Source organism: Vogesella margarita (assembly GCF_028548475.1).
Lineage (GTDB): Bacteria > Pseudomonadota > Gammaproteobacteria > Burkholderiales > Chromobacteriaceae > Vogesella > Vogesella margarita.
Genome location: NZ_JAQQLE010000002.1, coordinates 428,043 through 441,651 on the forward strand (window position 1 = coordinate 428,043; position 13,609 = coordinate 441,651).

Annotated in this window: 12 protein-coding genes; 8 read left to right on the top strand and 4 right to left on the bottom strand. The window is 65.8% G+C overall.

Annotated features, from left to right (window positions below; translation table 11 throughout):
- Positions 1-25 precede the first annotated feature (25 nt).
- Complete coding sequence (locus PQU96_RS04530; protein ID WP_272771056.1) at positions 26-595, top strand: carbonic anhydrase; 570 nt, start codon at positions 26-28, stop codon at positions 593-595.
- Positions 596-744: 149 nt separating this feature from the next.
- Here PQU96_RS04530 and topA read toward each other — a convergent pair whose 3' ends face one another.
- From topA to PQU96_RS04550, 4 genes are all read right to left on the bottom strand, one after another.
- Complete coding sequence (gene topA, locus PQU96_RS04535) at positions 745-3,039, bottom strand: type I DNA topoisomerase (RefSeq protein WP_272771057.1); 2,295 nt, start codon at positions 3,037-3,039, stop codon at positions 745-747.
- A gap of 136 nt (positions 3,040-3,175) precedes the next feature.
- A complete protein-coding gene (locus tag PQU96_RS04540) occupies positions 3,176-3,634 on the bottom strand; it encodes a Smg family protein (protein WP_272771058.1) in 459 nt (152 codons plus the stop codon).
- Positions 3,635-3,652: 18 nt separating this feature from the next.
- The gene (dprA, locus tag PQU96_RS04545; RefSeq protein WP_272771059.1) at positions 3,653-4,762 is read right to left on the bottom strand and encodes a DNA-processing protein DprA; all 1,110 of its coding nucleotides are present in this window, start codon (positions 4,760-4,762) and stop codon (positions 3,653-3,655) included.
- Positions 4,759-5,775, bottom strand: coding sequence for a LysM peptidoglycan-binding domain-containing protein (locus PQU96_RS04550; protein WP_272771060.1), 1,017 nt, complete (start codon positions 5,773-5,775; stop codon positions 4,759-4,761). The genes dprA and PQU96_RS04550 overlap by 4 nt, the downstream gene beginning before the upstream one ends.
- 114 nt (positions 5,776-5,889) lie before the next feature.
- Between PQU96_RS04550 and def the strand changes: the two genes are divergently transcribed.
- The 7 genes from def (at position 5,890) to PQU96_RS04585 (ending at position 13,584) form a co-directional block, all read left to right on the top strand.
- Positions 5,890-6,393, top strand: coding sequence for a peptide deformylase (gene def / locus PQU96_RS04555; RefSeq protein ID WP_272771061.1), 504 nt, complete (start codon positions 5,890-5,892; stop codon positions 6,391-6,393).
- Between the two features lie 73 nt (positions 6,394-6,466).
- Positions 6,467-7,387: a methionyl-tRNA formyltransferase gene (fmt, locus tag PQU96_RS04560; protein ID WP_272771062.1), complete on the top strand. Its 921-nt coding sequence runs from the start codon at positions 6,467-6,469 to the stop codon at positions 7,385-7,387.
- A 57-nt stretch (positions 7,388-7,444) separates the two neighbouring features.
- The gene (gene htpX, locus PQU96_RS04565; protein WP_272771063.1) at positions 7,445-8,299 is read left to right on the top strand and encodes a zinc metalloprotease HtpX; all 855 of its coding nucleotides are present in this window, start codon (positions 7,445-7,447) and stop codon (positions 8,297-8,299) included.
- A gap of 84 nt (positions 8,300-8,383) precedes the next feature.
- On the top strand, positions 8,384-9,631 hold the full coding sequence (gene rsmB, locus PQU96_RS04570) for a 16S rRNA (cytosine(967)-C(5))-methyltransferase RsmB (RefSeq protein WP_272771064.1): 1,248 nt from the start codon (positions 8,384-8,386) through the stop codon (positions 9,629-9,631).
- The gene (locus tag PQU96_RS04575; protein WP_272771065.1) at positions 9,594-10,205 is read left to right on the top strand and encodes a DUF4390 domain-containing protein; all 612 of its coding nucleotides are present in this window, start codon (positions 9,594-9,596) and stop codon (positions 10,203-10,205) included. Before rsmB ends, PQU96_RS04575 begins: the two co-directional genes overlap by 38 nt.
- Positions 10,205-12,316, top strand: coding sequence for a sensor histidine kinase (locus tag PQU96_RS04580; protein ID WP_272771066.1), 2,112 nt, complete (start codon positions 10,205-10,207; stop codon positions 12,314-12,316). Before PQU96_RS04575 ends, PQU96_RS04580 begins: the two co-directional genes overlap by 1 nt.
- The gene (locus PQU96_RS04585; RefSeq protein WP_120810170.1) at positions 12,316-13,584 is read left to right on the top strand and encodes a sigma-54-dependent transcriptional regulator; all 1,269 of its coding nucleotides are present in this window, start codon (positions 12,316-12,318) and stop codon (positions 13,582-13,584) included. The genes PQU96_RS04580 and PQU96_RS04585 overlap by 1 nt, the downstream gene beginning before the upstream one ends.
- Positions 13,585-13,609: the final 25 nt, after the last annotated feature.

A 13,609-nucleotide genomic window follows, 5' to 3' on the forward strand; every position in this document is an offset into this window, starting at 1 on the left:
GGGCGGACACGAGAGAGGGGATGCGATGTGCCAAGTAGCACAGAGGCCGGCGGCTGACTGCCACGGCAGCGCGGCGCGGCCGGTCGGCCGGCGCCAGTTCGTGAAACTGGCGGCCATGGGCGGCGCTGCGGCGCTGCTGGGCAGCTTTTTGCCGCGCACGGCGCACGCTGCCGGCGGCACCGAGGCATTGCTGCTGTCGTGCATGGACTACCGGCTGGTCGACGACACCGAGCGCTTCATGGCCGGCAAGGGCATGAAGGACAAGTACGATCACATCGTGCTGGCCGGCGCCTCGCTCGGCGCGGTGACCGACAAGTTCCCGGCGTGGAATACCGCATTCTGGGAGCACCTCGACGTCGCCATCAGCCTGCACCACATCCACAAGGTGATGCTGCTCGACCACCGCGACTGCGGCGCCTACAAGGTGGTGCTGGGCGAGGACTTCGGCCAGGCCCCGGACAAGGAAACCCGCGTCCACGCGGAGACGCTGATGTCGCTGCGCAAGGCGATCCTGCAAAAGCATCCGCAGTTGCAGGTGGAGAGCTATCTGATGGCGCTGGACGGCAGCGTGCAGCAGATCGTGCCCCGCGCCTGATCCCGCCTCACTCCGTCACCGCCGCCCGGCCCTGCCTCGCGGCGGTTTTTCTTTGCGGCCAACGTTGGCCGCACGCGCGACGGGAAATAGACGGGCAATAAAAAACGCCGCTGGGCTCCAGCGGCGTTGTCTTGCTGATCCGGCTGCGATCAGGCTTCTTCCTTGCCTTCCGGCGGCGCGATCTGCTCGGCGTAGCCGCATTCCTTCTGCGGGCACACCTTCTCGGTGCCGCGGCGCTTGGTGGTCTTGATGGTCAGGATCGGCCAGTGGCACTGCGGGCACGGTTCCGCTACCGGCGGGTTCCAGGTCGCGTACTTGCACTTCGGATAGGTATTGCAGCTGTAGAACAGCTTGCCGTAGCGGCTCTTGCGCTCGATCAGGCTGCCGGTCTTGCACTCCGGGCACTGTACGCCAGTGTCGCGCGGCTTTTCCAGCGGCTCGATGTGCTTGCACTTCGGATAGTTGGCGCAGCCGATGAACTTGCCGTAGCGGCCCTTCTTGATGTGCAGCTCGCCGCCGCATTCCGGGCAGGTGCGGTCTTCGATGATGGTCGGCGCCTCGGCCTCGGCGGCGGCCTGTTCCGCGGTTTCACCGACGTTGCGGGTGTAGTCGCAGTCCGGGTAGCCGGTACAGGCGATGAAGCGGCCGCGCTTGCCGAACTTGATCGACAGCGGCTTGCTGCATTTCGGACAGGCTTCGTCCAGGCTTTCGGTAGTGACCTCGGCGCGGCTGATGCCTTCCTTCTCCACGATCTGCTTGTGGAAGCCCTTCCAGAAGCTGTCCATCACCGGCACCCACTGGCGCGTGCCGCTGGCGATCTCGTCAAGCTGGTTTTCCAGCTTGGCGGTGAAGTTGTAGTCCACGTACTGGGCGAAGTGCTCGGTCAGGAACTTGTTGACGATGTCGCCGGTGTCGGTCGGGTAGAAGCGCTTCTTGTCCAGGATCACGTACTCGCGATCCTTCAGCGTCGAGATGATGCTGGCGTAGGTGGACGGGCGGCCGATGCCGAATTCTTCCAGCGATTTCACCAGCGAGGCCTCGGAGAAGCGCGGCGGTGGCTGGGTGAAGTGCTGCTCGCCGTACAGCTTGTCCACCGGCAGCGCGTCGCCTTCGGTCAGCAGCGGCAGCTTGGCGTTTTCCTCGTCCTCGGCGTCGTCCACGTCTTCCTCGTACACCGACAGGAAGCCGGCAAACACCAGTACCTGGCCGCTGGCGCGGAAGATGCCCTCGCCGACGGTGATGTCCACGCTGGTGGTGTCGAACTTGGCCGGTGCCATCTGGCAGGCCAGCGTCCGTTTCCAGATCATGTCGTAGAGCTTGAACTGGTCGGAGGTCAGGAACGGCTTCATCGCCTCCGGCGTGCGTAGGATGGAGGTTGGCCGCACCGCCTCGTGCGCCTCTTGCGCGTTCTTGGACTTGTTCTTGTAGGCGATCGGGTTCTTCGGCAGGTGTTCGGCGTCGAAGCGCTCGCCGATGTAGCCGCGGATCTCCTCGACCGCCTCATTGGCCAGCGCCACCGAGTCGGTACGCATATAGGTGATCAGGCCGACGGTACCCTGGCCGATGTCCACGCCTTCGTACAGCTGCTGCGCGGTGCGCATCGCGCGGTCGGTGGTCATGCCCAGCTTGCGTACTGCTTCCTGCTGCAGCGTCGAGGTGGTGAACGGCGCGGCCGGGCTGCGCGATTTCTTTTTCTTCTCGATGCTGCTGACTACCGCGTCGTGGCCCTGCAGGCGTGCCAGCACGGAAGCCTGTTCCGCTTCGTTCGGCAGCGCGAACTGGTCGAGCTTGTTGCCGGCCAGCGTGGTCAGCTTGGCGCTGAACTTGGTGCGGCCCTTGTGGCTGTCGAGGTGTACCGACCAGTATTCCTGTTCGACGAAGGCCTTGATCTCGTTCTCGCGCTCGCAGATCAGGCGCAGCGCCGGGCTTTGCACGCGGCCGGCGGATAGGCCGCGGCGGATCTTCTTCCACAGCAGCGGCGACAGGTTGAAGCCGACCAGGTAGTCCAGCGCGCGGCGCGCCTGCTGCGCGTCGACCAGGTCCTGCGCGATGGCGCGCGGGTTGGCGATGGCGTCCAGCACCGCGTTCTTGGTGATCTCGTGGAACACCACGCGCTGCGCGGTCTTGTCCTTGAGCAGTTTTTTCTTGTTGAGGATTTCGACCAGGTGCCAGGAAATGGCCTCGCCTTCGCGGTCCGGGTCAGTCGCCAGATAGACGTGGTCCACCTCGCCCACTGCCTTGACGATGGCATCAACGTGCTTGCTGTTGCGCGCCACCACCTGGTATTTCATCGCGAAGTCTTTTTCCGGATCGACGGCGCCGTTCTTCGGCACCAGGTCGCGGACGTGACCGTAGGAGGCGAGGACTTCGAAGTCCGGACCCAGGTATTTTTTCAGCGTTTTCGCCTTGGACGGCGATTCGACAATCAGCAGGTTTGAGGGCATAACGGTCTGTTTTCGGTAGTGCGCCGGGGGGCACGACAATATTGTGTATTCATCAAACAAAACAAGAGCGCAAGGTTTGCGCTCTTGATCGGGCGTTTTTCCGCTGCGGCCAACCTTTGAGGTCCGCAGCCGGGGCTTACTGCATCGTGGGTTCGCCGTGCAGTGCGCACAGCAAGTCTTCGCCTAGCAGGATCGGCAGTTCCGCGCCTTGTGCCCACAGCACCATCAGTGCGGCCAGCTTGGCGGTGGGCAGGCTGATCTCGTCGTCCGGCATCGCCAGCAGGCGGTCGATCAGCATTTCGCGCTGCGCCGGTGACAGCGCGCCGTTGGCTTCCAGGAACAGGATCAGGCCGCGGATCTCGCCGCTGAGGCGGTCGTTTTCTTCCGCACTGAAGCAGCGGAAACCGCTGCCGTCGTCGGCGCCGTCGTAGCTGCCGTCATTGAGCTGGTTCAGGCCGTCCAGCCAGTCCAGCGCATCGCTGATTTCCTCGTTTTCAAAGCCGGCCGCCGCCAGCTGGCGACCGAGGTCGTCACGTTCCGGGCAGGCTGCAGGGTCGTTGAATTCTTCGAGAAGATAGGCGAGAACATCAAACATCGTTATTTAATCATCGGGTTAGGTGGGACGGCTTGGCGCCGGTGATCGGCGCTGGTAGCGCCCGCCGTCCAGACTTTCGATGTGTCCGGCCAGCTCAAGCTCAAGAAGCATCGCGTAAAGCTCCCCTGCCGTCAACTTGAGTCGTGCCGCCAGGGTGTCGCTGTCGACCGGGTCGTAGCCGATGGCGGCCAGCAACGGGTGTGCGTCGGCATCGCTGGCGGCGGGCGTGGCCGTGGCCTTGGCGGCGGGGGCCGCAGGCAGGCGGCCGATCTCGTCCAGCACGTCGTCGGCGCTCTCCACCAGCCGGGCGCCGTCCCGGATCAGGCGGTGGCAGCCGCGCGCCTGCGGGTTGTGGATGGAGCCGGGGATGGCCATCACGTCGCGGCCGGCTTCCAGCGCCAGTCGCGCGGTGATCAGCGAGCCGCTCTGCGGCGCGGCCTCGACCACCAGGCAGCCGCGGGCGAGGCCGGCGATGATGCGGTTGCGCTGCGGGAAGTGGCCGCCCAGGGGTGGGGTGCCGAGCGCGAACTCGGACAGGATCAGGCCGTGGCCGGCGATGCGGTGCGCCAGCTCGCGGTTGCGCGCCGGATAGACGCGGTCGATGCCGGTGCCGATCACGGCGATGGTGCTGGCCGCCTCGTGCAGCGCGCCCTCGTGCGCGGCGGCGTCGATGCCGCCGGCCAGGCCGCTGACGATGCTATAGCCGTGTGCGGCCAATCTTCGGGCAAAGTCGCGGGCATTGTCCGCGCCCTGCGGCGTGGCGTGGCGGCTGCCGACCACCGCCAGCATCGGCTGCGCGAGCAGGGCGCGTCGGCCGCGGGCGAACAGTAGCGGCGGGGCGCTGCCGGCCTCGGCCAGCTGGCACGGGTAGTCGTCGTCGTTGAGCGTCAGCAGGTGGCAGTCTGTGCCCTCTGCCCATTGCAGCGCCGCCTCGGCGGCGCGGGCGCCGTCACCGGCGTCCAGTGCCGCCAGCGTCTTGCTGTCGAGGAGGTCGCGGAGCTGGCCGTGGCCGGCACGGCAGGCGTGGCCGGCATCGCCGAAGCGCTGCAGCAGCTGCAGGAAGCGTTGCGGGCCGATGCCGGGGGTCAGCGCCAGCGTGGCCCAGTCGAGCAGGGATTGCGGGGTCACGGTTGCGCGATGCGGTCCTTGATCATGATCGGTTGGGTGGCGTCCAGCACCAGCGCGTAGGACGCCTTGTTGAACACGCGGAACACGATCAGGCGGCCGACTTTCTCGCTGGGCAGGGTGACCTGCTGCTTCTTGTCGACGCTGATCTGGCGCGGTGCGCGGTAGACGCCGAACACGTGGCCGACCTCGACGCCGTCACGCGCGCCGCGGTTGATCAGCACGTTGAACTGCTGGCCGATCTCGTTGACACCGGCGTAGCTGGTGACGATGCGGCCTTCCAGCTCCGGCGGCGGCTCGTGCGGGGTGTAGTTGAGCAGCGGTGCGGGCAGGCTCTTCAGCAGGTGGTCGCCGACCAGCACTTCTTCCGCGATCTTGCGCACGCTGAGGGTGGACACCTCGTCCAGCTTGTCAACCATCAGGTCGCCGCCGTAGGTGGCCTCGTGGCCGAGCACCTCGCCGCTGTCCGGATCGGTGATGGTGCGCCCCAGGCGGTAGGCCTGCCACAGGCCGCCGGCATCCAGCCCCTGGCTGTAGGCGCGGTCGGTGGTGGACAGGATCACGCGGTTGTCGGGGCCGGCGATGATCTTGGGCGATTGCAGGTAGCTGGCCTCGTCCTCGATCAGCAGCGGGCGCTTGAGGAAGGGGTCGATGATCTTGGCCGGGATGGTGGGAATGGCGCTGTCCAGCTGCTCGGCGCGCACCTGCGGCGACAGCTTGACCACGCGCAGCGCGCTGCGGTCCAGGCGCAGGCGCGGCTTGCCGTCGACCATCTCCAGGTACAGCACGTTGCCGGGGTAGATCCAGTGCGGGTTTTTCACCTCGTCGCGGTTCATGTTCCACAGCTGCGGCCATTTCCACGGCGCGGTCAGGTAGCGACCGGAGATATCCCACAGCGTGTCGCCGCGCTTGACCACGTAGCGTTGCGGCGCATCCGGCCGCAGTTGCAGGGTGTCGGCAAATGCGGCGGTGGACAGGCCCAGCGCGAGGATGAGCGGTATAATAGGTTTAAACATTGATGAATGACCCCACCTGACCGGCACTGGCTCAGTAATTTATAGTGAAACCGGATGCTGGCAACATTATCGTTGCCTGTCACGGCATCCTACAACTGGAATAACGGTTTGATTATGGCACTGCTCAACATTCTGCATTATCCCGACCCGCGCCTGCACAAGGTTGCGCAACCGGTAACCAGCTTCGACAGCGCGCTGCAGCAGCAGATCGACAATATGTTCGAGACCATGTACGAGGCCAAGGGCATCGGCCTCGCGGCGACGCAGGTGGACTTCCACCAGCGCCTGATCGTGATCGATATCTCCGAGGACCGCAACGAGCCGCGCGTGTTCATCAACCCGGAGTTCCTGCAAAAGGACGGCGAGACGGTGTACGAGGAAGGCTGCCTGTCGGTGCCCGGCATCTACGACAAGGTGACCCGCGCCGAGCACGTCAAGGTGCGTGCGCAGGACGCGAAGGGGGCGTTCTTCGAGCTGGAGACCGGCGGCCTGCTGGCGATCTGCCTGCAGCACGAGGTGGACCACCTCGACGGCAAGGTGTTCGTCGAATACCTGTCCGACCTGAAGCAGAACCGCATCCGCACCAAGCTGAAAAAGCGCGAGAAGCACACCCTGTAAGCGTGCGGCCAACGTTGGCCGCAGTCCGATGCGGGGCACGCCAGTCGTGCCCCGTCGCATTTGAGGATTCCCGATGAAACTGATTTTTGCCGGCACCCCGGTATTCGCCGCCGCCGCCTTGCAGGCGCTGATTGACGCCGGCCACGACATCGCGCTGGTACTGACGCAGCCGGATCGCCCGGCCGGGCGCGGCATGAAGCTGAAGCCCAGCCCGGTGAAGGAGCTGGCGCTCAAGCACGGCCTGCGCGTGGAGCAGCCGCTGACGCTGAAGACGCCGGACGCGCAGGCGCTGGTGGCCGAGGTGCAGGCCGAAGCGATGGTGGTGGCCGCCTACGGCCTGCTGTTGCCCAAGGCGGTGCTGGACATGCCGGCGCGCGGTTGCCTGAACATCCACGCCTCGCTGCTGCCGCGCTGGCGCGGTGCGGCGCCGATCCAGCGCGCCATCCTCGCCGGTGACGCGGAAACCGGCATCACCATCATGCAGATGGACGTCGGCCTCGATACCGGCGACATGCTGAGCATCCACCCGCTGCCGATTGCCGCCGACGACTCCGCCGCCAGCCTGCACGACAAGCTGGCCGCACTCGGTGCCGAGGCCATCGTCGGTACCCTGGCGCGGCTGGATGCCTGTGTGGCCCGAAAACAGCCGGAAGAGGGCGTCACCTACGCCGCCAAGCTGAGCAAGGAAGAAGCGCGCATCGACTGGATGCAGCCGGCGGCCGACATCGCCCGCGCCATCCGCGCCTACAACCCGGCGCCGGGCGCGCACACGCTCTTGGGCGGCGAGGCGCTGAAGCTGTGGCAGGCGCACGCCGTCGCCGGCACGGCGCCGGCCGGTGAAGTGCTGCGTGCCGACGCCGACGGCGTGGTGGTCGGCACAGGTAGCGGTCTGCTGGTGCTGACCCAGCTGCAGGCCGCCGGCGGCAAAAGGTTGGCCGCACGCGACTTTGTCGCCGGGCGCGGCGCGCTGGCGGGAACCCTGCTCGGGGCTTGATATTCCAATGCCGATGGCCCCATATCGGGAACATGGGCTTGTAAAAAGGAGGACGCGATGGGCTTTAACTGGCTGAAAACCACCATCCTGATGGCGGCGATCGTGGCGCTGTTCGGGATGATAGGCGGCATGATCGGGGGCCAGAGCGGCATGCTGCTGGCGCTCTTGTTCGGCGGCGCGATGAACGTGTTTGCCTACTGGAACTCCGACAAAATGGTGTTGCGCATGTACAACGCGCAGGAGGTCGACGCCCGCACCGCGCCGGAGCTGTACAACATGGTGGCCGAGCTGGCGCAGCGCGCGCAGATGCCGATGCCGCGGGTGTACGTGATCCACGAGGAGCAGCCGAACGCGTTCGCCACCGGCCGTAATCCGGAGCACGCTGCGGTGGCGGCCACCACTGGCATCATGCGCATGCTGGACTACCGCGAGCTGCGCGGCGTGATGGCGCACGAGCTGGCCCACGTCAGGCACCGCGACACGCTGATCTCCACCATCAGCGCCACCATGGCCGGTGCCATCTCGGCGCTGGCCAACTTCGCGATGTTCTTCGGCGGTCGCGACGAGGAAGGGCGCCCGGCCAACCCGATCGCCAGCATCGCGGTGGCGCTGCTGGCACCGTTGGCGGCCAGCCTGATCCAGATGGCGATCTCTCGCGCACGCGAATTCGAGGCCGACCGTGGCGGCGCCGAAATCAGTGGCGATCCGCTGGCGCTGGCCAGCGCGCTGCAGAAGATCGAGTACTACGCGCAGGGCCGCATCATGCCGGCGGCCGAGGCGCATCCGGAAACGGCGCAGATGATGATCATCAACCCACTGTCCGGTGGCGGCCTCGGCAGCCTGTTCCGCACCCACCCGCACACCGAGGAGCGCATTGCCCGCCTCAATCAGATAGCGCGCAACGGTCGCTGACCGGTATCATTGCACCATTATTTAAAACGGCCACCGTTCCCTGTGCGAACGGTGGCCGGTTTCATTGGAAAGAACCAGACTGACATGCATCGAATCCAGGAGTTGGCCGCGGGCATCATCGCGCGTGTAGAAGAAGGGCGTACCCTGACCGAGGCGCTGGGCAATATCCAGCGCAGCGAGACCCTGACGCCCGGCGAGCGCGGCGCGCTGCAGGACATCGCTTACGGCAGCCTGCGCAATCTCGGCCAGTTGCGCTTCATCCTGCGGGCACTGGTGCCCAAGCCGCTGCCGGCGGTGGATGTCGAGCGCCTGCTGCTGGTGGCGCTGTACCAGCTGATCCACACCCGCGCCGCGCCGTACGCGGTGGTCGACCAGGCGGTGACGCTGGCGCAGGACCTGGCCGCCGGCCGCCTCAAGGGCCTGGTTAACGGCGTGCTGCGCAACTTCCTGCGCAACAAGGATCAGCTGCTGGCCGATGCCCAGGCCGACAACGAGGCGCGCTACAACCACCCACGCTGGTGGGTGCAGAAGGTGCGCGCCGCCTATCCGACGCGCTGGACCGACATCCTGGAAAAGAGCAACCGCCATCCGCCGATGACGCTGCGCATCAACCGCCGTCACGGCACCGCCGCCGCCTACGTCGAGACGCTGCAGGCGTCCGGTCGCGGCGCCAAGGCGCTCGGCGACTACGCGGTGAAGCTGGATGCACCGTGCAATGTGCGCGACCTGCCGGGTTTTGCCGAAGGCCGCGTGTCGGTGCAGGACTTCGGCGCGCAACAGGCGGCGCTGCGGCTGGAGGTCGCCGATGGCATGCGGGTGCTGGACGCCTGCGCCGCCCCCGGCGGCAAGAGCGGTCATTTGCTGGAGTTGGCCGACATTCAGCTCACCGCGCTGGACATCGACGCGACACGGCTGGAACGGGTGGCCGAGAACCTGGCGCGCCTGCAGCTGACGGCCACGTTGGCCGCAGCCGATGCCGCCAAGCCGGACAGCTGGTGGGACGGCGTGCCGTTCGACCGCATCCTCGCCGACGTGCCGTGCTCGGCCAGTGGCGTGGTGCGCCGCAATCCTGACATCAAGTGGCTGCGCCGGCCGGAAGACTTCGCCGCGCTGGGGCAGCAACAGGCGGCGATGGTGGACGCGCTGTGGCCGCTGCTGGCCCGCGGCGGCAAGCTGCTGTACGCCACCTGCTCGATCATGCCGGAAGAGAACCAGCAACAGCTGGACGCCTTCCTGCAGCGTCATCCGGATGCACGCCTGGCCGGCTCCGAACAACTCTTGCCTTCGGCAGACCATGACGGCTTCTATTACGCGCTGCTGGAAAAAGCTTAAGCAACGGCTGTTGCTGCTCGCCAGCCTGCTGCTGCTGATGCAGGCCGGGCTGTGCCACGCCGCCGACGGTATCGTGGCGCAGCGACTGCAGCTGGAGGCGCAGGACGGCGCACTCAGCGTGGCCAGCCGTTACCGCATCACGCTGCCCGCGCAACTGCAGCAGGCGCTGCAGCAGGGCGTGCCGCTGACCTTCCGCCTGACCTTCGAGCTGACGCGGCCGCGCAGCTCGGCTTACTGGCTGCAGCTGTCGCGCTGGTTCGAGCCGACCGCCAGCCTCAGCTTCAAACTGAGCTACTACGGGCTCACCGGCCGCTACCGTGTCACCATCGGCGGCCTGTCCAAGAACTACGCCTCGCTCGACGAGGCGCTGGCCGCGGTCGGCAGCATCGCCGGCTGGAAGGTGATGGACATCGCCGACTGGTCGCCGGTGGAACAGCAACAGCTGCGCGGCCGGCTGCGGCTGGCGCTGGACCTCGGCCAGCTGCCGCGCCCGTTCCAGCTGAACGCGCTGGGCGCCGATGACTGGGCGATGGATTCCGGCTGGAACGGCATCGCCCCGTCGGGAGGCAACTGATGCGCTATCCCGTCATCGCCACCGCCTTCGGCTTCGTGCTGCTGTACCTGCTGGCGATTTCCACCGGCAACACCTCCAAGCTGGCCGAGTACTACTGGTGGGTGTTCGGCCTCAACGCTTTCGGCCTGGCCGGCCTGCTGGCGGTGGTGGCGCGGCAGATGCTGCGTCTGCGCCGGCGGGTGAAGAGCCGCGAGTTCGGCGCCAAGCTGACGCAGAAGCTGGTGGTGATGTTCACCCTGATCGCGCTGCTGCCGGGCATGCTGGTGTTCACCGTCTCCGCACAGTTCCTGACGCGCAGTATCGAAAGCTGGTTCAACGTCGAGGTGGAAAACGCGCTCGACCGCGGGCTGGAGCTGGGGCGCAACGCGCTCGGCTTCGTGCTGTCCGATCTGGGCCGCAAGTCGCGGCTGGTGGCGCGCGACATCGCCGACTACGGCGAGCACAGCCTCAACAGCCAGCTGCTGCGCATGCGCGAGCAGCTGGGGGTGCAGGAAATCGCGGTGTACAGCCAGCAGGGGCGCCTGCTGAGCTTTGCCGGGCCGGACGACGTGCGCTACCTGCCGAGGGCGCCGGACCCGGACGTGTTGCGCAGCCTGCGCCAGCGCAAGAGCCACGAGATCATCGACAGCGCGCCCGACGGCACGCTGGAGCTGAAGGTGCTGCTGTCCTACCGCAGCTACGCCAACGACCAGACCCAGATCATCCAGATCATCCAGCCGGCGCCGGTGGACATTGCCCGCGACGCCGAGCTGATCGAGGACGCGCGTGCCGAGTACCGGCAGCTGGTGCTGTCGCGTGACGGCCTGAAAACCTTCTACATGCTGACGTTGGCGCTGGTGTTCCTGCTGGCGCTGACTGCGGCGCTGGCGTTCGCGCTGTTCATCTCCGAGCGCCTGTCGGCGCCGCTGTCGGAGCTGGCCGCCGGTACCCGCGCGGTGGCGCAGGGCGACTTTTCCAAGCGCCATCCGGTGTACCGCAAGGACGAGCTGGGCATCCTGACCACCATGTTCAACCGCATGACGCAGCAGCTGGACGAGGCGCGACTGACCGCCGACGAGAGCCGGCGCCAGCTGGAGTCCGGCAAGCTGTACCTGGAGAGTATCCTCGCCAACCTGTCGACCGGGGTGATCGCCTTCGACTACAACTGGCAGCTGCGCGCGGCCAACACCAGTGCCTCGCGCATTCTCGGCGTCGACTTCGGCGAGTTGTCCGGCCACGAGCTGCAGGTGTGGCCGGTGCTGCGCCCGGAGCTGTCGCCGCTGGTGGAGACCATCCTGCGCGAGGCGGCGACCACCAATCCGCACGACTGGCAGCAGCAGATCGACTACCTCGGCGCACAGGGGCCGCGCCAGCTGGTGGCGCGCGGTGCCATCCTGCCGGAACAGCCGGCCACCGGCTACGTGGTGGTGTTCGACGATATTACCGAGCTGGGGCGCGCGCAGCGCGATGCGGCTTGGGGCGAGGTGGCGAAACGGCTGGCGCACGAGATCCGCAACCCGCTGACGCCGATCCAGTTGTCGGCGGAACGGCTGGCGATGAAGCTGGCCGACAAGCTGCAGCCGTCGGATGCCGAAATGCTGAAGCGCGCCACCGATACCATCATCAAACAGGTGACCGCGCTGAAGGGAATGGTCGACGCTTTCCGCGATTACGCGCGGGCGCCGAAGATCAAACTGGTCAAACTGGAGCTGAATACGCTGCTGCGCGAGGTGCTGGTGCTGTACGAAAGTAACCCCGCACTGAAGGTGGATTTAAGCCTGCAACCCTTGCCAGTCATGGGGGATGCGGCTTTGCTGCGCCAGGTGCTGCACAATCTTTTGCAGAACGCACAAGATGCAATCCTTGACGCTGACATCCCGATGATTCAAATTAGCACCCGACTAGAAGGAAGGAACGTGCTCGTCTGCGTAGAGGACAACGGTGTTGGCTTCAGTCCGGACATCCTTCCCCGTGCGTTTGAGCCTTATGTAACCAACAAGGCCAAGGGGACAGGATTGGGGCTGGCCGTGGTGAAAAAGATAGTGGAGGAACACCATGGACAGATCACCCTTGCCAATGCACAGAGCGGCGGTGCGCGCATCCTTCTCACCCTGCCCTTGCTGGAGGCTTAATGCGAAGCAGCGATATTCTGATTGTTGATGACGAGATCGGTATCCGGGAGCTTCTCTCGGAGATTTTGCAGGACGAAGGCTATACCGTCGCGCTGGCTGAAAATGCCGAAGTGGCTCGTCAATTGCGCAACCAGACCCGACCGGCGCTGGTGCTGCTGGATATCTGGATGCCGGATTGCGACGGCGTCACCCTGCTCAAGGAGTGGGCCAAATCCGGACAACTGAACATGCCGGTGGTGATGATGTCCGGTCACGCCAGCATCGACACCGCCGTCGAGGCCACGCGTATCGGCGCGTTCGATTTCCTCGAAAAACCGATCGCCCTGCAGAAACTGCTGACCACGGTGCAGCGCGCGCTGAAATACGGCGACATGCAGGCCAATACCTCGCTCAACCTCGACAAGATGGGCAAGAGCGAAACCGTGCAGGAGCTGAAGAAGCAGCTGGAGCGGGTATCGAAACTGAAGTCGCCGGTGCTGCTGACCGGTGAGTCCGGCGCCGGCTTCGAGCTGGTGGCGCGCTTTTTCCACCAGGGCAATACGCCGTGGGTGACCCCGGCCAAGGTGGAGCAGCTGGCCGATGCGCCGCTGGAATTGCTGCAGAAGGCCAATAACGGCGTGCTGTTCCTGCCGGAAATCGGGCAGTACAGCCGCCGCACGCAGCAGGGTTTGTTGTTCCTGCTGTCCAAGCTGGACCGTTTCAACGTGCGGCTGATCTGTTCCTGCAGCCGTCCGCTGCAGGAGCTGCTGGTCGATCCGGAGTGTGACAACCGCATGCTGACCGCGCTGTCCAGCGTGATCGTGCCGATCCCGGCGCTGCGCGAGCACCCGGAAGACATCACCTCGATCGCCGAGCAGATCCTGCACGAGCTGGTGGAGTCGAAGCAGGTACCCAGCCGCAAGCTGACCACGGCGGCGCTGAACGCGTTGCGCCAGTACGACTGGCCGGGCAACCTGGAGCAGCTGCGCAGCATCATCAAGAGCCTGGCGCTGACCGCCGAATCCGGCGAGCTGGACGCGCCGGAAGTGAACAAGGTGCTGGCACAGTTCCGCCACGACAAGCCGGCGGAAGAAACCGGTTTCGACTTCAGCCTGCCGCTGCGCGAACTGCGCGAGCAGCTGGAACGGCGCTACTTCGAGTACCACATCGTGCTGGAAAACGGCAATATGAGCCGGGTGGCGCAAAAGGTCGGCCTGGAGCGCACCCACCTCTACCGCAAGCTGAAGCAGCTGGGCGTCAAGTTCAGCCGCAAGGGTGTGGAAGAATAAAACCTGAATCAAGATCAAGGGAGAT